The organism is Actinomyces howellii (genome assembly GCF_900637165.1).
GTDB lineage: Bacteria > Actinomycetota > Actinomycetes > Actinomycetales > Actinomycetaceae > Actinomyces > Actinomyces howellii.
Genome location: NZ_LR134350.1, coordinates 1712331 through 1733415, shown reverse-complemented (window position 1 = coordinate 1733415; position 21085 = coordinate 1712331). Strand labels below are relative to the sequence as shown.

Genomic DNA, 21085 nt, shown 5'->3' with positions numbered 1-21085 from the left:
TGGTGTCGTGAGGCGCCGGGGATGTGGTTGACACATAAATGACCGTGGCTTTCGGGTCGTCTCCCCGTGATTCCGCGGTTCGTCGCCCGCGGTGCTCCGGTGGCCGATGGGCCTCGTGTGCATCGTCGTGCTCGATGCACATGAGCGAGGTCCTGCGACCTCGTCGGGCTGCGTACCAGGGGAGGCGAATCCGCGTCATTCCGCCAATGTGATGAAACAGCCGGGCTGTGCGCGGAGCCATTGATGTGCATGACGCGTTGCGAGTGCGCGGGCGCTGTGGGAGACGTGCGCCGCGTTGAGGCGCGGGCTCAGCGGGGCGCGGCGTCGAGCAGGAGCCGCAGGAGTGCCGCGGCCCCGGCCTTGTCCAGGGGCTCGTTGTTGTTGCCGCACTTGGGGGACTGCACGCAGCCCGGGCAGCCCCGGGCGCAGTCGCAGGCCTCGATGGCCGCCAGTGTCGCCGCCAGCCACTGAGTGCCGGCGCGGAACCCCCGCTCGGCGAACCCGGCCCCGCCGGCGTGGCCGTCGTGGACGAAGACGGTCGGCTCCCCGGTCTGGGGGTGCACCGCGGTCGACAGCCCGCCGATGTCCCACCGGTCGCAGGTGGCCAGCAGCGGGAGCATCCCGATCGAGGCGTGCTCGGCGGCGTGCAGCGCACCGGGCAGGTCAGCCGCCAGCACACCGGCGGCCTCGCAGGCCGCTGCCGGGACCGTCCACCACACGGCGGCGGTGGGCAGGACGTGCTCAGGCATGTCGAGGGGGTGCTGGGAGACGACCTCCATGCCCGGCACGGTCATCCTCATGAACCCGGTCACCTGCCTTGTGACCTCCACCGAGCCGAAGGACCAGCCTACGCCCGAGCCCCACTGCTCACGCGCCCGCTGGGAGACGATCCGCACGCTCGCGTGCTCCCGGGCCCGGGTGCGGTAGCCGACGGCGGGGTACTCGGTGACGAGCGCCGCCTCCTCGGTCAGCTCCGTGACGACGTAGACCCTGCCCTGGTGGATGTAGACGGCCCCGGCGTGGACGGTGGCGTCGGCGGCGGCGCCGTTGACGGTTCCCACGACGGTGCCGGTCGAGGCCTCGACGACGGGCAGGTCGGGCGGACCGTCGCCGCGCAGGGAGGTCAGGTCCTGGGGGCGTCCGGGCAGCGTGGCGTTCCAGTACCAGCCGGTGGGTCGACGGCGCAGCGCGCCGCGGGACGCCAGCTCGGTCAGAAGCGAGTCGTCGGGCAGGCCGAAGAGCCCCAGGTCCTCGGTGCGCAGCGGGGACTCGGAGGCCGCCGCGCACAGGTGCGGGGCCAGGACGTAGGGGTTGGCCGGGTCGAAGACGGTGGCCTCAGGTGCGGCGAAGACCTCCTCGGGGTGGTGGACGAGGTAGGAGTCCAGCGGGTTGTCGCTGGCGATGAGCACCGCCACCCCCCGGCTGCCGGCCCGGCCCGCGCGTCCGGCCTGCTGCCCCAGGCTGACCCGGGTCCCGGGCCAGCCGGCGATGACGACGGCGTCCAGGCCGGTGACGTCGATGCCCAGCTCGAGGGCGTTGGTCGTGGCCAGGGCGCGCAGGCGGCCGCGGCGCAGGTCGTGCTCGAGGGCACGGCGCTCCTCGGGCAGGTAGCCGCCCCGGTAGGCGGCCACCGCGTCGACGAGCTCGGGCTGGGACATGCTCAGGGTGTGCCGGGCGCGCTCGGCCACGATCTCGGCGCTGCGCCGGGAGCGCACGAACACCAGGGCCCGGGCGCCCACGCTCAGCAGGTCGACGAGCAGCTCGGCGGCCTCGACCACCGCCGAGCGTCGGGCGGCAGGGTCCTCCGTCGGGTCGCCGGTGTCAGGGACCGGGGCCGGCGAGGGGCTCGGGGCGTCGAGGGGCGGGCGCGCCGTGCCCGGGGCACCGGGGGCGGGGCCGGGAGCGGTGCCCGGGCTGTGGCCGGTCCGTGTGTCCGGGGCGCCGGGAGCCAGGTCGGGTGCGGTGCCCGCGGTCTGCGGGTGCTGGTCGACCGGCCCGCTTGGGTCGGGTGCGGTGCCCGCGGTCTGCGGGTGCTGGTCGGTCGTCCCGGTTCGGTCGGGTCCGGGGACGCTCGGGGCGGGGACGGCCCAGGGGTCGCGCAGGGCCGGCTGCCACAGCGCCAGGGTCCGCTCCCCGGCGGGCGCGCCGTCCTCGGTCACCGCCACGACGTCGTCGGCCTCCACCCCGATGAGGCGCGCCGCGGTCAGCGCAGGCTCGGCGGCGGTGGCCGAGGCGCACAGGACTGCCGGCCCGGGGCCCTCGGGGCGCAGGCGGCGGGCCAGGCGCAGCAGGCGGCGGAGGACGAGGGCGACGTGCGCGCCGAGCACGCCGCGGTAGGCGTGGCACTCGTCGACCACGACGTAGCGCAGGGAACGCAGCAGACGCGTCCACCGCTCGTGGCCAGGCAGCATGGAGAAGTGGAGGAAGTCGGGGTTGGTGAGCACGACGTCGGCGTGGGCGCGCGCCCAGTCGCGCTCGGGCAGGGGGGTGTCGCCGTCGCAGGTCCCGGTCCGCACGGTGCGGCGCGAGCCGGCGGGCAGGCCCGCGTCGCGCTGGACGGCCTCGAGCGCGTCGACCAGGCGTCCCAGGGCGGCGGCCTGGTCGGCTGCCAGGGCCTTGGTGGGGGACAGGTAGAGGGTCGTGGGGCGCCGCCCGTGGCGTGAGATGCGGTGGTCGCCCGTGCCGGCCTGGGCGGTCAGGACGTCGGTGAGCGCCGGCAGCCAGGCGGCCAGGGACTTGCCCGAGCCGGTGCCGGTGGCCAGGACCGTGTGGCGGCCCTCGTGGAGGGAGGTGGCGGCCTGGGCCTGGTGGGTCCAGGCCGCGGTGATTCCCAGGCGCCCGTAGGCGGCCACGAGGTCGGGGTCGGACCACTGGGGCCAGGGGGCGTGGGCGCCGGGTCGGGCCGGGATGCGCTCGAGGTGGACGAGGCGACCGTCGCGTGAGCCGATGGACTCCAGCAGCCCCGTGAGGTCGCGCCCTCCGGCGGGGGCGCGGTGCCCCGTGAGGTCACGTCCTCTGGCGGGGGCGCGGTGCCCCGTGAGGTCGCACCCTTCGGCGGGGGCGCGGTGCCCGGCGGGGGCGCGCTCGGAGGAGCGGGGCGGCTGGTCGGTCACGGGCACAGTGTGCCGCAGGGGCGGGCGGGGCCGGCGGTGGGTCCGCGCGGAGCGCGGTTCCCGGATCCCGGCTGCGGCAGGCAGCACACTCCTCGACCTTGCACTTACAAGTGCAACGACCTAGTGTGTGGTGTGTCCCTGGTAGGCGCGTCTGGAGAGGAGACGGATGTGGGTGTGGCCCTGCTCGCCTCGCGGGTTGCCGTGACCGCCGGCACGATCCAAGAGCTTCGAGAGCTGCCGATCGACAACCGTATGTCGATCGCGTTGCGGGACGCCGACGGCCGCGAGGTTCCGCTGCCCCCGGGCGCTCAGAGGATGCTCCTTGCGACGCTCGCGGCCGTCGCCGAGCAGGGCGAGGTGACGATCGGGCGCGTCCCCGAGGAACTGACGAGCACCGTCGCTGCGGACCTGCTCGGCGTCTCCAGGCCCACCGTCCTTAAGTGGAGTCGTGAGGGCCGGATCGACTCCTTCAAGGTCGGATCGCACACGCGCTTCCGCAGGGAGGACGTTCTCGCCTTCCGTGCGGCTCGCGAACGCGAGCGGCGCCGCGCCTTCGACGAGCTCCGTTCCTTGGATGCTGAGGGAGACTTCGAGTTCTTCGTGGACTGAGCGCGGTCGTCCCAGGGCGTGGTCAGATGGACGTGCGGGCACTAGTCTGTCCTGTGTGACGCAGAGGGTGCTTGTCGATGCCAACGTCCTGTTCGCCAAGACGACGATGGACTGGCTGTTCCTTCTCCGCTGTGACAACCCAGGCATGTTTCAGTTGTGTGCAACCGAGGACATCCTTGCTGAGGTCCTCGCCAATATGAGGAAGAAGCACCCGACTGCGCCAGGCCACGTGACCAGGCACCGCGCCGACCTCATGCGCACGTTCCTTGATGAGATCCTGGATGATTACTCAGGAGACCTGTCCTTCACCGGAAACGACCCGGATGATTACCACGTCCACGCGGCCGCGGTCACGTGTCGGGCTGATCTCCTCCTCACCCAGAACGATCCGGCGGACTTCACTAGGAATCCGGATGAGGAAGTGTACGAGATCATCGCGCCCGACGAGTTCTTTTGCCTCGTGGCCCAATCCAATCCTATGTGCCTGAGGCCGATTGTTGAGCGGCAGCTCGAGTACTGGCAGAAGCGACCGCGCTACCTGCAGCTCGATGATGCGCTCACCACCGCCGGATGCCCTGCCTTCGGGCTCCGCTTCAGGGAGGAGCTGCAGCGGCTCGCATTTGACTGAGCGCGGTCGTCCCGGGTATCGGGGAGCGGGGGGGCGGTGTGAGGTGAGGAGGTGACGACCCCGGGCAGGTCGCCCGCCTGCGTCGCGGGCTTGACTGGCTCGGCAAGCAGGGGGTTGAGATGTCGGAGGTGATCGCGATCTCGCCGTTCCGAGCGGTCGCCCACAACCTCAAGGCCCTTGAGAGAAGATACCCCGGCCTGCGGGCCGGCACGATCCACACCGCCCAGGGGCGCGAGGCCGACGTCGTCTTCCTCGTCCTGGGAGGAGACCCGGACAAGCCTGGTGCCAAGGCCTGGGCCTCGCAGACGGTCAACCTCGTCAACGTCGCCGCGAGCCGGGCCCGACGGCGGCTGTACGTCATCGGGGACCGGCAGGCGTGGGCGCGGTACACCTACTTTGACGAGCTGGCCGCACGGCTGGGGCACGGGACCGGGGCGGCCGGGGGAGGCTCGGCGAGCAGGAGCGAGGTGCCGGGAGGTCGGCCGGGACCCGGGAGGTCTCGGGGCAGGTGACGTGACACGACATCATGAGGGGCTGCGGCCGGGACGCGAGACGGCAAGCGCGGGTCGGGGGCGCGGGTGTGCGGGACGCGCTCTACTCTCAAGTACTCTCACATTGTTAGAGTGAGAGTAAGAGTGACAGCAGGTGGCGTGTGGCAACGACGTCTGGGATGTTGGCGCGGTTCCGTGCTGACCGCGCCGTCAACCAGCGTCAGTGAAGGTCTCACTGTCTTCAGTGAGACGCTCACTTTCTCCAGTGAGGGCGCCACTGTCTGCAGTGATGGAGTCTTAGCGTGGACTGAGGGCGCGCCCCGGAGGCGGTGCAGCCCTTGGCCGTGCTCGCGGCCCCCGGGTGCGGTCGACGCTGGCGCCGGTCACAGTGACCTGTGCGCGAGCATCATGGAAGGGGATCACGGCGCCGCTCACCCTTGGTGATCGGGTTCCCCACCTGTGGGTGGAGCACCGATCCTTCCCGCCCGTCAGCGCCGATGACGGTCCCTGCGCTGTCGTCTCGAGGTGCGCCGACGAGGGTTGGCTCGGCGGGCGATCGTGCTCATGATCCGTGTGCCGAGTTGTTTCGTGGCCGGATGCTCGAGGACGGTCCAGAGGACCTCAAAGGCGAGCGTGATGAGCACCGTGCCCCCGAGGTGCGTGACCACGGCGGTAAGCAGGTGGCGGTGGATGGAGGAGAGCAGGTCCTCGGGCGGTGAAGTACTCATGTCCAGGTAGTGGGCGGAACTCCCCTTCAGCCGTGCACGCGAGGCAAGGCGGGGCTCCCTACGGGGTGGGCCCTCGGGCGCGGTCGACGCCGGCGGGGCCGGTAGCACTGCCGTCCCGCAGCCTGCCGAGGGTGGGCGGAGAAGGACGGTGACCTGCGCCGCGGTCCGGATGCTGACCGTGTCGGCGATGTGGGGCAGACTGGTGCCTGAGATCGGGACGCGAAGGAGGAGCCGTGGCCGCAGTCCGTGTGGATGTCGCGCCCGACCTGCTGCGCTGGGCCGTCAGGCGGGCTCGCTGGGACGATGCGACCGTCCGCAAGCGTGCCCCCAAGCTCGATGACTGGATCGCGGGGGTCTCGCGCCCCACTCTCAAGCAGATCGAGGACTTCGCCAACAACACCCACGCGCCCTTAGGCATGCTCTTCCTGCCCGAGCCGCCGGTCGAGGACGTTCCGATCCCGGACATGCGCACCCTCCGCGATGTCGGGGTCAGCGAGCCTTCGGTGGACCTGCTCGAGACGATCTACCTGTGCCAGCTACGTCAGGACTGGTATCGAGATGAGGTCATGGATGCGCAAGCCGCCTCCCTCGGCTTCGTCGGTTCCGCGACGCTCGATACTCCTGCGCAGGAGGTCGCGGGGCACATTCGTGCCGCACTCCGCCTTGACGAGCGGTCCGTGACGAACTGGTCCGCGGCGATGACCGACCTCATTGAGCGTGCTGAGGACATCGGCGTCCTCGTCATGGTTAACGGGATCGTGGGGGCGGACACGCACCGGAAACTCGATCCGGAGGAGTTCCGGGGCTTTGTCCTGGCTGACGACCTCGCCCCTCTTGTCTTCATCAACGGCGCTGACACCAAGGCCGCGCAGATCTTCACCCTCGTCCACGAGCTTGCCCACCTGTGGCTGGGGCACAGTGCGCTGTCCGACGCGGTCGCCGGTGCTCAGGCGGGAAAGAAGGAAGAGCGCTGGTGCAACCAGGTCGCTGCGGAGGTGTTGGTCCCTCTGGACTCCATTCAGGACGAATGGAGAGGTGTCTGCGACGAGGATGAGTTGGACCGACTGGCTCAACGTTACAAGGTGAGCACGCTTGTCGTGCTCGCTCGTTTCCGAGACGCCGGGTACCTCGGCTGGGATGACTACGTGGGTCGGTACGACGCTGAACGTCGGCGCGTCCTGGGGCTCATGGAGTCCTCGCGTGACCGGGGTGGAGGCGGAAACTACTACAACACCCAGCTTCGCCGCCTGGGACGTCCGTTCGCCCGAGCCGTGGTCTCCTCCACCTTGGAGGGGCGGACGACCTACAGGGACGCCTACCGACTACTGGGTGCGTCGAAGCACTCGACTTTTGAGGGGCTGGCGGAGAGAGTGGGAGCAGCGTGATGTACCTCGTCGACTCCAACGTCCTTATCGAGGCGAAGAACCGCTACTATGCCTTCTATATCGCCCCCGGGTTCTGGGACTGGCTCAACCAGGGGCACGACCAGGGGAGAGTGTTCAGTATCGACAAGGTGTACGACGAGCTCTGTCGAGGTGAGGACGAGCTTTCTGCGTGGGCGAAGGTACATCGCGGTTTCTTCCATTCGCTCGATCAGCGGACGGCCTCGTTCTTCACGCCGCTGTCACAGTGGGCGCAGTCGGAGAACTTCAATCCGGCTGCACTGAATGCTTTCACGGCAAACAACGCCGACTACCTGCTCGTCGCCTTCGCTGCGGCGCACTCGTGCACCGTCGTCACCCACGAGACCGCGGGATCAGGCTCCCGCAAGCGGGTGAAGATCCCGGACGCGTGCGAAGCGCTCGGCGTCAGGTGGGTCAACACCTTCGAGATGCTCCGCGCAGCGGGCGTGTCCTTCGGGCTGCGCCCGTAGGACAGACGCGGCCAGCAGGGGGAGCGCTGCCCCCGGAGCGACCGGTCCCGGGGACGGGCCTGCCTCACAGTTCGGCCACTGCGTCGACACGCAGGCCTGGAGAGCAGGGTCGCAGGGCTAGAGTACAAGCGTCTTCTCACCATCCTCCGCCCAGCGGCCCGTCGACCAGGCACCCATGACGACTCAGCTTCCCTCGGCGCCCGCAGGCGCCCCCACGGCAGACCACAGGATCCCCCAGGCGCCCGATCCCGGCCAGGTGGTCGAGGTCAGGGGCTCGGTCTGGGCGGTCACGGACGTCACCGCCCAAGGACTCCCCCGCAGTTCAGCCGACGACGGCACCGCCCGCCTCGAGCACGTCGTCACCCTCCAGTCCCTCGACGAGGACCGCATGGGTGAGGAGCTCACGGTGATCTGGGAGCTGGAGCTGGGACAGTCAGTGGTCCCGGACCGAGGCCTGCCTGAGTCCATCGCGGCGGACGCCTTTGACGACCCTGACACCCTGGGCGCCTTCGTCGACGCGGTGCGCTGGGGAGCCGTGACCTCCGCTGACCCCGGGGCGTTCCAGGCGCCCTTCCGCTCCGGTGCCACCCTGGAACCCTACCAGCTCGAGCCCCTGCGCCGGGCACTGGCAGCCCCGCGCACCAACCTCCTGCTCGCCGACGACGTCGGCCTCGGTAAGACGATCGAGGCAGGTCTGGTCATCGAGGAGCTCTTGCTGCGCCACCGGGCCCGATCGGTCATCATCGTGTGCCCACCGAGCCTGGCCATCAAGTGGCAGGCCGAGATGCGGGAGAAGTTCGGCCTCGACTTCGTGATCGTCGACTCCGCCCGCATGGCGACCGACCGGCGCACCTACGGGCTGGCCGCCAACCCGCTGCGCCTTCACCCCCGGGTCATCGTCTCGATGGCCTGGCTGCCTGGCGTGCGGGCCCAAAGGCTCCTACGTGAGGTCCTCGCCGACGCCGCCCGGTCCGGTACCGCCCGCTCCTATGCCTTCGACGTCCTCGTCGTCGACGAGGCGCACCACGTGGCGCCAGCCACACCCTCGGCCGCGGGCGGCGGAGACGGCTACGCGGTCGACTCCCAACGCACCCGGGCACTGCGCCGCCTGGCGGAGAGCTGCGAGCACCGCCTCTTCCTGTCCGCCACACCCCACAACGGCTACACGGAGTCCTTCTCCGCTCTGCTGGAGATGATCGACCCGCGTCGCTTTGCCCGCGGCGCGAGCATCGACACCACCGCCCTGAACGAGGTGACGGTGCGGCGCCTGAAGTCGCAGATCGCCGAGAAGAACTTCCGTCAGCGCAAGGTCAAGGTGCTCCCCTACGAGGCCTCGCCGGAGGAGGAGCAGGCCTACGCCACCTTGGACGGCATCCTGCGGGCCTCCGGCCGCGCCCAGGGGCGCCGGCACCTGGACATCGCCGCCCTCCTGCTCAAGAAGCGATTCCTGTCCAGCCCCTGGGCATTCGCGCAGACCCTGAGCGGGTACCTCGACCAGTCGCTACCGAGCGGCCTCGAGGACTACGACGACGAGGACTACTACACGGAGGTCATGGGCTCGGGACAGTCCGATGAGGAGGAGGGCCTGACCGCCCAGCCGGAGATGGACACGCTCCTGGCGACCCGCGCCTCGGACCCGCTGTCCGCCGCCACGCGCGAGCAGCTGGAGGCGCTGGCCGACTGGGGCCGGGGCTACCAGTCCCGCCCCGACTCCCGCCTGGCGGCCCTGGTCTCTTTCCTCGACGCCGTCTGCCGACCTGATGGGAGGACGTGGACGAATGAGCGGGTGGTTGTCTTCACCGAGTATGCCGACACCGTCGAGTGGATCCTCTCCGTGCTGCGTCAGCAGGGCTATGACGATCGCCTCGAGGTGATCCGCGGCTCGACCTCGGCGGAGGAACGCGAGGACGTCCGGGCCCGCTTTACCGCCAGCCCCACCGAGGAGGAGGTGCGGGTCCTCGTGGCCACCGACGCCGCCGGGGAGGGCATCGACCTCCAGGACCACTGCCACCGCCTGGTCAACTTCGACGTGCCCTTCAACCCCTCCCGGCTCGAGCAGCGCGTCGGGCGCATCGACCGGTACGGCCAGCGCCAGGCGCCGGAGATCTACTACCTCGCCCCGCTGCGCAAGGAGGGCCTGTACGCAGGCCACCAGGAGTTCCTCCAGCGGCTCGCGACCAAGATCGCCACCGAGACCCAGGACCTGGGTGCCATCAACCCGCTTATCGATGAGAACATCACGAGGGAGTTCCTCGGGCGCAGCCTCCGCAAGGCCCGCGCCCAGGGGCGCGACGAGCAGGCCATCACCGACGCCCTGGCCGGCTCGGCCAGGCTCAACCAGCGGCTGACGGCCCTGGCGGCGGGGTATGAGAAGCGCAAGAAGCAGATGCACCTGAGCGCCGCGGCCGGTCGGAGAGTCGTGGACGAGGCCTTGCGCATGACCCACCAGCCGCTCCTCGAGGAGGTCGGCAGCGAGGAGACCGACGCGGCTGTCTACGCCGTGCCCGCCCTGGGCCGATCCTGGCAGGAGGCGCTGGCAGGCCTCGACACCCGCCTGGCGCCAGGGCGCCTACGGCCCGTCACCTTCGACGAGGAGGCTGGGCGCGTGCCCGGCATCGTCCACCTCCACCTCGGTCACCCGCTCATGCGCAAGGCCACCCGCACCCTGCGTGCCAACCTCTTCAGCCCGCGCTCCGAGGTGAGCAGGGTGACGGCGGTCGTGCTGCCGGGCCTGGAGCACTCCTGCGCCGCCTCCCTGTCCCGGCTCGTGCTCGTGGGCCGCGGCGGGCTGCGCCTGCACGAGGAGGTCTTCGTGACCGGGGTGCGGCTGCGTGGGCACCGCGTGGCCGAGGGGACCCTCTCGGAGGTTCTCGACCGCGCCCTCGACCCGCAGGGATACCAGCTGGCGGCCCCTCAGGTGCGGGCGCACCTCACCGAGCTGTGGAACGACGACGGGCACCTGCGCACCCGCCTCGTCGAGGAGACCGAGCGCCGGGCGGAGTCTCTCCAGGACCAGGTCGACTCAAGGCTTGAGGAGCGGCGGCTCGAGGACACCCAGCGCGTTCGCGCCATCTTCGCCGCCTTCCGCGCCAACCTGACCGACTCCCTGGAGCGGCTGCGTACTGAGGAGCGCGAGAGTCAGGACATGCTCGCCCTGTGGGCAGAGGACCAGCGTCATCAACGAGCCCGGGACCTGCGCGCCATGGAGGACCGTCTGGCTGCCCTGGGCGATGAGGAGGAGAGAGAGGCGCAGACGATGGACCTGCGGTACCAGGACGTGCGGCCCTATGTCGCCTCCGTGGCCCTCGTCCTGGCCGTCACCGAGGAGGACGCGATGGCATGGGGGAGGGGGTCATGAGCCAGGCTCGAGGAACAGGACGAGGCTCGGCCGGTCGGAGCGGCCGAGCTGCCGATACCGGCGAAGCAAGGGCGGCGCGCACGGCCTCCCAGCAGCACCGCGAGTGGCTCGAGCTGGTGGACACCGACGGCCCCTTCCTGTCGGTCCCGGTCATGACAGGGCTGTACCCACAGGGCATGCCGTCGCTGGACCGGGCCCGCCGGGAGGCGCTGCGTGCGGCGAAGTCCGCCTTCGACCGCGCCTGGGACGCCTGGGACCGCGACCGGGAGCTAGCCCTGGCCGACTACCGCCGGGCGCGCGACACCTGGGTGTCGACGGTTCTCACGGAGGTGATCGGCTGGGGGCAGGGCCTCGTGACCGCAGAGGCCCGCCCGGCCCTGGCCGAGACCTACCGGGTCGTCTCAGACGGATTCCCGGCCGTCACGGTGACGCCGAGCGGGGCTCTGGCTCGCGGGGAGACGGTCGGGGCCCTCCTGCTCCTCACCGACCCGGTCGGCTCCTTGCGTGAGGTGGGCCAGGACGGGTGGGCGGCGAGCCCCATCGACCGGATGGCAGCGATGCTGCGCAGCCGGGAGTCGACCTGCACGATCGGGGTCGTCACCGACGGGCGCTGGTGGGCGCTGGTCAGCGCCCCACCGGCCGGGGCGACCGCCTCGGGGATCGTGGACTGCCAGACCTGGGTCGAGGAACCGGCCACCCGCAACGCCTTCTGCCAGCTCCTGTCCGTGCCCCGTCTCGTGGGCGGCACGAGCGAGAAACGCCTGCCCGCCCTCTTTGCGGACTCCGTCCTGGCGGCCGAGGAGGTGACCGACGCCCTCGGCACCCAGGTGCGTCGGGCGGTCGAGCTCGTCGTCACGGCCCTGTCCGAGGCCGCCCGGACCGCACCGAGCGCACCGGCCCTGGGGGACCCGCTGCCCGAGGACGCCCATGAGGTCTACGAGGCGGTCGTCACGATCATGATGCGGGCGGTCTTCCTCCTCTTCGCCGAGGAGCGCGGCCTCCTGCCCGCCCAGTCCCTCTACACCGGCGGCTACGGCCTGGCGGGAGTCCTGGACGAGCTGGAGGCGCGTGCCCGCGACGAGGGCGAGGAGTCCATGGACGGCACGAGCCTGACCTGGCACCGGCTCCTGGCGACCTCCCGTGCCCTCCACGACGGCGTCAACGCCGAGGACATGCGGATTCCCGCCTACGGCGGCTCACTGTTCGACCCCGCCCGCTTCCCCTTCCTCACAGCCACCGACGACGGCGGCGCGCTGCGCCTGACCGTCTCGGACCGGGTCATGATGCACGTTCTGCGTTCCCTCCAGACGGCCCGGACCGGCAGGGGCAAAGAGCGCGAGGTGCGTCGCCTGTCCTTCCGGGACATTGACGTCGAGCAGATCGGCTACATCTACGAGGGCCTGCTCGGCTACACCTGCGCCCGTGCCACGGAGACGGTGCTCGGTCTCATCGGCACCGACGGTGAGGAGCCCGAGGTGCCCCTGGCGGTCCTTGAGGACCTCGCCGAGGAGCACGCCGACGACGCGGAGCTCGCCGCAGGTGTCCTCACCTGGGTCAAGGAGCACCAGAGCGCGGCCAAACCTCCAACGAAGAGCGCCCTGGCCAAGGCGCTGCGCTCCGGCGACGCCATGGACCATGACGAGGCTGAGCGCGCCCTCTTGGCCGTCACCCACGAGGCGGGGCTGCGTGGCCGCCTGCGCCCGTGGATCGGCGCTATCCGCCGGGACCTGCGGGGCAGGCCCGTGGTCATCGAGGCTGGGGGCCTCGTGGTGACCGAGACCCCGTCCCGGCGCGACGCCGGTGCCCACTACACGCCCCGCTCGCTCGCCGAGGAGGTCGTGCGTCACGCCCTGGAGCCGCTGGTGTTCCACCCCGGCCCGCACCAGACGAACGACCGCTCGGCCTGGCGGCCGCTGAGCTCGGACCAGATCCTCGGCCTGCACGTGGCCGACATCGCCTGCGGCTCGGGAGCTTTCCTCGTGGCCGCGGCCCGCTTTCTGGCCCGCGAGCTCGTTGAGGCCTGGACACGGGAGGGGACCCTGGGCCGGTACGTCACGCAGCCCGGGGGAGCGGAGCGTCACGCCCTGCGGCAGGTCGTTGCCCGCTGCCTCTACGGGGTGGATATCAACGAGATGGCCGTCGAGATGTGCAAGCTCTCCCTGTGGCTCGTCTCCCTCGACAAGGACAAGCCCTTCAGCTTCGTGGATGACAAGATCTTTGTCGGCAACTCGCTGCTCGGGATCACCGACCTGCGCCAGCTGCGCACCCAGCACATCGATCCCTCCGCCGCCCCCACGACGCGGCTCTTCGAGCTCGACCGCGCAGGGGAGCACGCTTCTGCCCTCGACGTCGACACGGTCCTGGCGCGGGTGCGGGAGCGGCGCAGTGAGCTCGCCTCCGAGGTGGACAACGAGGACCCAGCTCGCTCGACGGCGACGAAGCTGCGGCTGCAGCGGGAGAACGAGGAGGACCTCAGGCTCCTGGGGAGCGTCGCCGACGCCGTGGTCGCCGTGGGGTTGGATCCGGCGGTTGGTGCTAAGCCCGGCAAGAAACTCAACGAGGCATACGGGGACCTCGCGGTGGCCCTCGGACGCGCCTTCCCGCCCGAGGGGCAGGCAGAGGACTCGATGCTGGAGGCAATCCTCGAGCGCGGCCTTACCCCGACGGTGTCCACGGACGACAGGCGCTGGCGTTGTCTCCACTGGCCCCTGACCGTCCCCGAGGTCATGGAACGCGGAGGATTCGACGCGATTGTGGGAAACCCGCCGTTCCTCGGCGGGCAGAAGTTGACCGGCGCGATGGGCAGCAATATCCGCGACTGGCTCGTCCACGCCCTCGCAAACGGGCAGCGGGGAAGCGCCGACCTCGTCGCCTACTTCTTCCTCCGCGCCGCCGGCCTCCTGTGCCCCAGCGGGACCGTCGGGCTCATTGCGACGAACACCCTCGCCCAGGGAGACACCCGCGAGGTGGGACTCGACCAGATGGTCGCACGAGGCTTCACGATCACCCGCGCCATCCAGTCCCGCACGTGGCCGGCGGCAAGCGCGAACCTCGAGTACGCGGCCGTCTGGGGCACACGGGCCGAGGTTGGCCCCGCCAGCGAGATCGTCTGCGACGACGAGCCTGTCAACCGGATCTCAACCCTTCTCGAGCCCGAGGGGCGAGTGGCCGGCAAACCGGAACGAATCGCAGAGAACGCAGGGATCGCCTTCATCGGCTGCTACGTCCTCGGCAAGGGCTTCATCCTTGAGCCCGAGGAGGCCCAGGTGTGGATCGAGCGGGACCCGCGCAACGCCGAGGTCCTCTTCCCCTACCTCAACGGCGAGGACCTCAACTCTCGGCCCGACTGCTCTCCATCTCGATGGGTCATCGATTTCGGTATGCGTTCACGAGATGAAGCCGGGCTCTATGAGACGCCGTTCGCCCGAGTGGTCCGGGATGTCAAGCCTCAACGCGATGTCGTTAAGATCGATTACCGTCGCGAGTATTGGTGGCGTTTTGCGGCATGGGCACCGTCGATGCGGAGGGCGATTGCCGAACTTGACGAGGTGCTCGTTGTGGCGCGGGTGAGTAAGACGGTCATGCCGGTGCGCGTGCCTACCGGCGCCGTGATGAGTGATGCGACAGTTGTCTTCGCCACGGACTCTTTCAGTGATCAAGCGGTGCTATCCTCCTCCCTCCATCAGGCCTGGGCGATCAAGAATGGTTCGGGAATGCGGGGCGATCCCCGCTACACGCCCACCGACGTCTTTGAGACCTTTCCTCGCCCGGCACCCACCCCGGCTCTTGAGGCCGTCGGCCGCAGCCTCGACACCGAGCGCCGCGAGATCATGCTGCGCCGCAGCCTCGGCCTCACCACGCTCTACAACCTCGTCAACGACCCGGGCCTCACGCCCGGCGTGGACCCGGATGTCGACCGCCTGCGCGAGATCCACCGCGAGCTCGACGAGACTGTCGCTGCCGCTTACGGCTGGGACGACCTCGATCTCGCCCACGGATTCCACACCTACCGGCAGATGACCCGCTGGACCGTCTCCCCGTCCGCCCGCGTCGAGATCCTCGACCGGCTCCTTGAGGAGAACCACCGCCGCGCCGCCCTCGAGGCCCAGGCCGCCCAAGCGCCGGCGACGAGGCCTCGCGGAGGGCGTCGTCCTCAGCCCGTCCAGGAGGAGACCCTCGATGTCTGAAAGCAGCCCGCACGCCCCCGCCACAACCAGCAGGGCCGGCAGGACGGTCCATGACGGTACGGCCTACGTCTTTGACGAGGATCCCGGTTCCAGCTCTGCCTCGGCCCGCGCCGGGCTTCTCGAGGTCCTCCGCCGCGAGCTCCTCGGCCCGGCCGAGGGCGACACCGAGCTCCTGTCCTCCCCGCCCGGGCAGCGCTACCTCCTCGGTCGCATCGCCCCCACCCGCTTGGAGGACCCCGCGGAGGCTCGCACGAAGGAGACCTCTGCCGAAGCAGCCGGCGAGGGCGTTGACCCTCTCGAGGCGGCGCAGTCCACCGGCGTGCCCGTCGTCGGCGCCGAGGAGGAGACCCTGGGCGCCACCGCCGAGGAGGACCCCGGCGAGGAAACCGACGACGAACCCGTGCGCCGCGGCCTCATGATCCCGGCCTCCATGGGCCTGCGCTTCCAGGTCCCCGCCGACCTCGACGCCCTCACCGTCCACATCAGCTGGGGCACCTACGAGCCGCTGAGCGCCGAGACCACGGAGAGCGCCGGCACCTCGGGAGACTCCCGCTACCGCCGGGTCCCGCACGACCACAGCCTGAGCCTCGAGCTCGCCTCACTCACCCCGGGAGCCACCCAGGACCGCGCCCTCGAAGGGGAGGTCACCCTCCGCATCGACTCCCACCACGACGAGCCCGCGGACCGCTACCTCATCGAGCTCGCCCTGTGCAACGACCGGACGACACCCCGACGCATCCCCACCGAGGCCTGGATGTTCCAGACCCGCATCGACGTCGACGCCGGTGGCCGCGCGGTCTTCCTGCCCGTCCACGACCCCCTCGTCCCACCCGCCCCCGGCGGGCCCCCCGGCCCGTGCCCCGGCAGCGAGGAGGCCCGCCTCGACCTTCAGTACCGCGACCGGCTCGAGTTCGCCGTCGGCCGCACCTGCTCGGCCACCTGGAGCCTGCCACCCGCGCCCGGCGGCCAGGCCCCCACCCGCCGCGCCGTCCAGGTCCGCACCACCTGGATCCCCACCGCCGAGACCCCCCAGACCACCGCAGCCCATGTCCCCGGCGCCCAGCTCGACATGCGCGCCCTGGCCGCCGCGGCCACCGCCCCGGACAGCCCCGAGACGCTGCGGGCCGCCCTCCAGCCCATCATCGAGGCCTACAGCAGTTGGCTCGACGGGCAGGATACCGCCGCCGAGGCCCTCCCGGAGCACGTGCGGGACACCGCCGCAGAAGCCCTCGTCGAAGCCCGCCAGGTCCGCGACCAGCTCGCCGACGGTCTCGCGCACCTCACCGCCGACACCCCCGAGGGGGCAGAGGCCCGCCGCAGCTTCGCCTTCATGAACCGGGTCATGGCCGACCAGCGCCTCCGCTCCCAGGTCGCCGCCGCCCGGGCAGCCGACCCGCAGCTGAGCGTCGAGCAGGCCCAGGAACGTGTCCTGGCAGGAAGCCATCCCCACCACTGGCGGGTTTTCCAGCTCGCCTTCATCCTCATGCAGCTGCCCGCCCTGACCGACCCCGCCGCACAGCGCCGGTGCGGCCCCCTGGCCGCCGTCGAGCTCCTCTTCTTCCCCACCGGAGGAGGCAAGACCGAGGCCTACCTGGGACTGGCCGCCTACGCCTTCGCCATCCGCCGCAGGCAGGGCCTCCTCGACACCCCGGACGGCCCGCTCGACGGGCGCGCCGGCGTCACCGTCCTCATGCGCTACACCCTGCGCCTGCTCACCTCCCAGCAGTTCCAGCGCGCCACCACCCTCGTGTGCGCCGCCGAGCTCGCCCGCCGGGAGGACCCCGAGACCTGGGGGAGCGAGCCCTTCCGCATCGGCCTGTGGGTCGGCACGAGCGTGTCCCCCAAACGGGTGCGCGAGGCCGCCGAGGAGCTCCAGCGCCTGCGCAGCCGGCAGGGCAGCGGCGCCGGCTACCGCTTCTCCGCCCTCCAGCTTGGCCACTGCCCCTGGTGCGGCCTGGCCCTCAGCCCCAACGACGTGACCGTCGGTGAGGCCGCAGGCATGGCCGAACGAGTCGTCGTCCACTGCCCGGACCCCTACGGTGAGTGCCCCTTCTCCGCCGGAGACGACAACGTCCCCGACGGCCTGCCGGTCCTGACCACCGATGAGGAGATCTACCGGCTCACCCCCGCCTTCGTCATCGCCACCGTCGACAAGCTCGCCCGCCTGGCCCGCGAGGGGCACGCCGCGACACTCTTCGGGCACGTCTCGCGCCGCTGCGAGCGCCACGGCTACGTCCCGTTCCGCGACCACCTCGACAAGTCCGACTACGCGTGCTGCGACCTGGCCGACAACGGGCGCCACAACGCCACACCAACCCTCCCGGCGTCCGCCATCCGGCCCGCCACGAGGCTGCGGCCACCAGACCTCATCATCCAGGACGAGCTCCACCTCATCACCGGGGCCCTGGGCACGACGGTCGGCCTGTTCGAGACCGCCGTCGAGACGATGTGCGCGTGGACCGCGCCCGACGGCCGCCCAGCCGCGCCGCTCATCGTCGCCTCCTCGGCCACGGTCCGCCGGGTCGCCGACCAGGTCCGGCTCCTCTACGGGCGGGACGTCACCATCTTCCCGCCCCAGGTCCTCGACGCCGCCGACACCTTCTTCTCTCGCGCCCTGCCCGTGGACGCCGAGCACCCTGGCCGCCTCTACGTGGGACTGTCGACAACTGGGGTGCGCCTGACCGCAGCCGAGATCCAGGTGACCCAGGTGCTCATGTCCGGCGCCCAGCTCCTCCTCGATCGCCTCGGTGCCGCAGCAGACCCCTACATGACCCTCGTCGGCTACTTCTCTGCCACCCGTGAGCTCGCCGGCATGGCCCGCTACGTCCAGGACGACATCCAGACCGGCCTGGCCAAGCCGGGAGGAGACAGTCGTCTGCCACGGCGAAGGGGCACCGACTTCGGTGCGCTGCACCTGGGTGAGCTCACCTCCCGGATCTCCTCAGCGGACATCACCTCGACCCTTGACCGGATGGCACTCACCTTCGATCCCGAGGTGGACTCCACCGCCGCGAGGAACGCCGCAGTGGTTGCCGCCCGCACCGGGACGAAGGTGGTGCGCCGGCCGGCGGAGGCCAGTCCCTATGACGTCGTCCTGGCTACCTCGATGCTCCAGGTCGGGGTCGACGTCTCCCGACTCGGTCTCATGCTCGTCGTCGGCCAGCCCAAGAACACCGCCGAGTACATCCAGGCCACCTCCCGGGTTGGCCGCGACATGGCCGACCGCCCCGGCCTCGTCGTCACGCTGGGCAACTGGGCGCGCCCACGGGACCTCGCCCACTACGAGCAGTTCCGCCACTTCCACGAGACCTTCTACGCGCGCGTCGAGCCGCTGTCGGTGACCCCCTTCTCTGTCACGGCCGTCGACCGCGGCCTCGACGGGGCCCTTGTGGCCGCCGCCCGGGTCACCCAGGCCGGCACCCCCGGTGGCCTCAATCCCGAGCGGGACGCCGGGAACGCCTCCGCCCAGGAGGAGGCCCTCATGACACTGACGCGCTCGCTGACTGCCCGCATCGGCGCGGCAGGAGGTGAGGACGCGTCCCAGTACGCCTCCAGCCGCCTCGACAGCCGCCTGAGCGAGTGGACGCGTCGGGCGAGGCACGCCGCTGAGGGGGGCGGCACGCTCGTCTACGAGCGCGGCGCGGACGATGCACGCTTCTTCGCCCTCCTGCGCTCAGCGGAGTCCGCGGGCGGGCACGCTCCCCGGCAGGACGGGGAGCCCTTCGTCGTCGCCGGCTCCATGCGGGAGGTCCAGCCCGAGATCAACCTCCTCGTGTCTCCCGACCCCAGCCGCCTCGTGGACCGGGCTGCGCAAGAGGGACCGGCCTGGCAGCGTCAGGAGACCCAGGGGGCGGAGGAGACCGAGCAGGAGGACGGGCAGTGAACCAGGACGACACGAGCAGCACCGCGACGAGCCAAGGGGCCGAGGACCGGGCCGCCGACTCGGTTGTCTCCTCGGAGGATCTCAGTGTCGTCGACCCCCTGGGTGATGGCGACCGGCTCTCGGCCGATCAGGCGAAGAAGAACTACGCGAAGGTCGGCTCCGCCCGGCCCACGACGCTGCTGTACACCTACGGGCCGGGCGCCGTCATCGACCTGCCGCACTTCACGATCATGCCCGCCGGCCTGGACGACTGGGAGCACATCTGGCGCCGTCGGGACTCCGCACCCGTCACCGTCCACGCGCCGCGCCTCCTGGAGACCGTTCAGCTCATGCTCGGCCACCAGGTCGGTGAGCTGCGGCGCTTTCCATGGCAGCCCACTCGACCAGGGCGGCGCCGCGAGGGTGATGACCTGGGGGTGCCCGCACGGGTCTTTCCCCAGTGGCTGCGCTGCACCGGATGCGACCTGCTCGCCCCGGTCGGTCGCTTCGTCGACGGATACTCCAACACCCACCCCTTCCGCCCCGACCAGGCGGTCTTCGAGCATCGCAACTGCCCCGGGCGCGTGCGGCGGCGATCCGGCTCACGCTCCACGGGATCGGTGGGGCAGAAACAGAGGATGCGCCGGTCTCCGTGCGTGCCCGCCCGCTACCTGCTGGCCTGCCCCATCGGTCACCTCGACGAGTTCCCCTACGACTGGTGGGTGCATGAGGGAGCGCACTGCACCAAGGCGCCCAATCCCGAGCTGGAGATGCGTGACACCTCCCTGCGCGGTGCCACTGCCATCATCTCCTGCCGAGCCTGTGGGAGCACCCGGCCCATGGCCCAGGCCCAGGGGGAGGAGGGCCGCAGTCGGCTGCCGCGCTGCCGCGGGCGCCACCCGCACCTGGGGGGCTTCGACCCCGAGGGCTGCCAGGCCGAGCCGCGAGTCATGCTCGTCGGAGCCTCCAACCTCTGGTTCGCTGCCACCCAGTCGATTATCGACATGCCCCGGCTGGATCCGGCTGCGCGTGAGCGGGACCAGGTGGCGGTCCTGCGGCGGACGCTCGGTGAGGACCGCGAGACGGTGGGTGACAACCTTGACCTGGTTCGCATGCTTCTCAAGCGGGGCGATGCCGAGGCTGCCAGACTGGCTTGGCTCCCCGACTCCGAGCTCACCCACCTCCTCGAGCTCCTCTCGCGTCCGACCGAGACCGAGGACGAGCGTCTGCGCCGACGTGAGCAGTGGGACCCGGTGGACCTTCTCGTCCCGGAATGGAACTATCTCGAGGAGGAACCGCTCGGCGAGCGCCACGAGGACCCCGACAGCCGCCTCGTCGTCTCGCCCCGATCCCTGGGCCAGGTGCCCCGTGGGATCAGCCGGGTCCTCGCCGTCGACCGGCTGCGCAAGGTCAACGCCATCCTTGGTTTCACCCGCATCGACGACTTCGACCGGGTCGACGACACCGTGGCCCGGCTCGTTCCCCTCGTGAGGGGCGGTCGACCGGCATGGGTGCCTGCCACCGAGGACCTCGGTGAAGGGATCTTCCTCCAGCTCGACGAGGAGGCCGTGGCAGCATGGGAACGCAGGGTGCTCGCTAGCCCGCTGTGGTTCGCCCACCGTCAGGCCCATCGCCGCAACGTCGAGCGGCGCTTCTCCGAGACCGCCAGGGCGATCCAACCCGACGAGCGTTTCGTCCCGCCGCGTTACTGGTTGCTCCACACCTTCGCCCACGCGCTCATCCGGCAGATGGCCATGTCCTCCGGGTACGGTGCCGCCTCCATCTCTGAACGGGTCTATGCCTGGACGGCGACCGACTCGCGGCCGGCGGCGGCAGGGGTGCTGCTCACGACGACTGCGTCGGACTCCGACGGGACTCTCGGCGGCCTCGTGTCCTTGTCCGAGCCGGAGCGCCTCTCCGAGGTTGTCAGCGCCGCGCTCATGGGGATGATGCGCTGCTCCTCCGACCCGGTGTGCGCCAGACGCGTGCCGCAGGACCCTGAGGACTTTCTCCACGGCGCCGCCTGCCACTGCTGCACGATGGTCTCGGAGACCTCCTGCGAGCGAGCCAACCGTTTTCTCGACCGTCGGTTCGTCGTCCCACTGCCCGGGGAGCACAGCGTGGGCGGCAAGGCGCAGCGGTCGGCTGAGCTGGCCTTCTTCGAGGACGTACGACGTGTGTGAGACGCGAACGAGGGACCAAAGAGGTTCGTGCAGGGGGATCGTGCGGGGTTCGC

The 21085-nt window shown here is 70.8% G+C and carries 11 protein-coding genes; 9 read left to right on the top strand and 2 right to left on the bottom strand.

The features are described 5' to 3' along the window. Nucleotides 1–308: 308 nt before the first annotated feature. Entirely contained in the window at nt 309–2960 is a 2652-nt protein-coding gene (locus EL245_RS07435; RefSeq protein WP_126384200.1) for a DEAD/DEAH box helicase, read from the bottom strand. A gap of 327 nt (nt 2961–3287) precedes the next feature. Here EL245_RS07435 and EL245_RS07430 point away from each other — a divergent pair, with 327 nt between their 5' ends. The 3 genes from EL245_RS07430 (at nt 3288) to EL245_RS07420 (ending at nt 4862) form a co-directional block, all read left to right on the top strand. Beyond that, nucleotides 3288–3722 (top strand): helix-turn-helix domain-containing protein, encoded by a 435-nt coding sequence (locus EL245_RS07430; RefSeq protein WP_197719387.1) that lies wholly within the window; start codon nt 3288–3290, stop codon nt 3720–3722. Between the two features lie 55 nt (nt 3723–3777). Continuing rightward, a complete protein-coding gene (locus EL245_RS07425) occupies nt 3778–4350 on the top strand; it encodes a PIN domain-containing protein (protein ID WP_126382569.1) in 573 nt (190 codons plus the stop codon). Between the two features lie 77 nt (nt 4351–4427). Next, nucleotides 4428–4862, top strand: coding sequence for an AAA domain-containing protein (locus EL245_RS07420; RefSeq protein ID WP_331852826.1), 435 nt, complete (start codon nt 4428–4430; stop codon nt 4860–4862). A gap of 467 nt (nt 4863–5329) precedes the next feature. On the opposite strand, the gene EL245_RS07415 is transcribed toward EL245_RS07420, so the two are convergent. Continuing rightward, nucleotides 5330–5569 carry a hypothetical protein gene (locus tag EL245_RS07415; RefSeq protein ID WP_126382567.1) on the bottom strand — a complete coding sequence of 80 codons (240 nt, stop codon included), beginning with the start codon at nt 5567–5569 and terminating at the stop codon, nt 5330–5332. A gap of 233 nt (nt 5570–5802) precedes the next feature. Between EL245_RS07415 and EL245_RS07410 the strand changes: the two genes are divergently transcribed. The 6 genes from EL245_RS07410 to drmB all read left to right on the top strand — a co-directional run bounded on the left by EL245_RS07410 (nt 5803) and on the right by drmB (nt 21032). After that, the gene (locus EL245_RS07410; RefSeq protein WP_164719460.1) at nt 5803–6954 is read left to right on the top strand and encodes an ImmA/IrrE family metallo-endopeptidase; all 1152 of its coding nucleotides are present in this window, start codon (nt 5803–5805) and stop codon (nt 6952–6954) included. Next, complete coding sequence (locus tag EL245_RS07405) at nt 6954–7442, top strand: DUF4411 family protein (RefSeq protein WP_126384194.1); 489 nt, start codon at nt 6954–6956, stop codon at nt 7440–7442. Before EL245_RS07410 ends, EL245_RS07405 begins: the two co-directional genes overlap by 1 nt. Before the next feature lie 175 nt (nt 7443–7617). Then, complete coding sequence (gene drmD, locus EL245_RS07400) at nt 7618–10800, top strand: DISARM system SNF2-like helicase DrmD (protein WP_126382565.1); 3183 nt, start codon at nt 7618–7620, stop codon at nt 10798–10800. 176 nt (nt 10801–10976) lie between these two features. Then, a complete protein-coding gene (locus EL245_RS07395; protein WP_232009649.1) occupies nt 10977–14987 on the top strand; it encodes an Eco57I restriction-modification methylase domain-containing protein in 4011 nt (1336 codons plus the stop codon). Beyond that, a complete protein-coding gene (drmA, locus tag EL245_RS07390; protein WP_126382563.1) occupies nt 14980–18870 on the top strand; it encodes a DISARM system helicase DrmA in 3891 nt (1296 codons plus the stop codon). Before EL245_RS07395 ends, drmA begins: the two co-directional genes overlap by 8 nt. Further along, nucleotides 18867–21032: a DUF1998 domain-containing protein gene (gene drmB, locus EL245_RS07385; RefSeq protein WP_232009648.1), complete on the top strand. Its 2166-nt coding sequence runs from the start codon at nt 18867–18869 to the stop codon at nt 21030–21032. Before drmA ends, drmB begins: the two co-directional genes overlap by 4 nt. Nucleotides 21033–21085 lie beyond the last annotated feature (53 nt).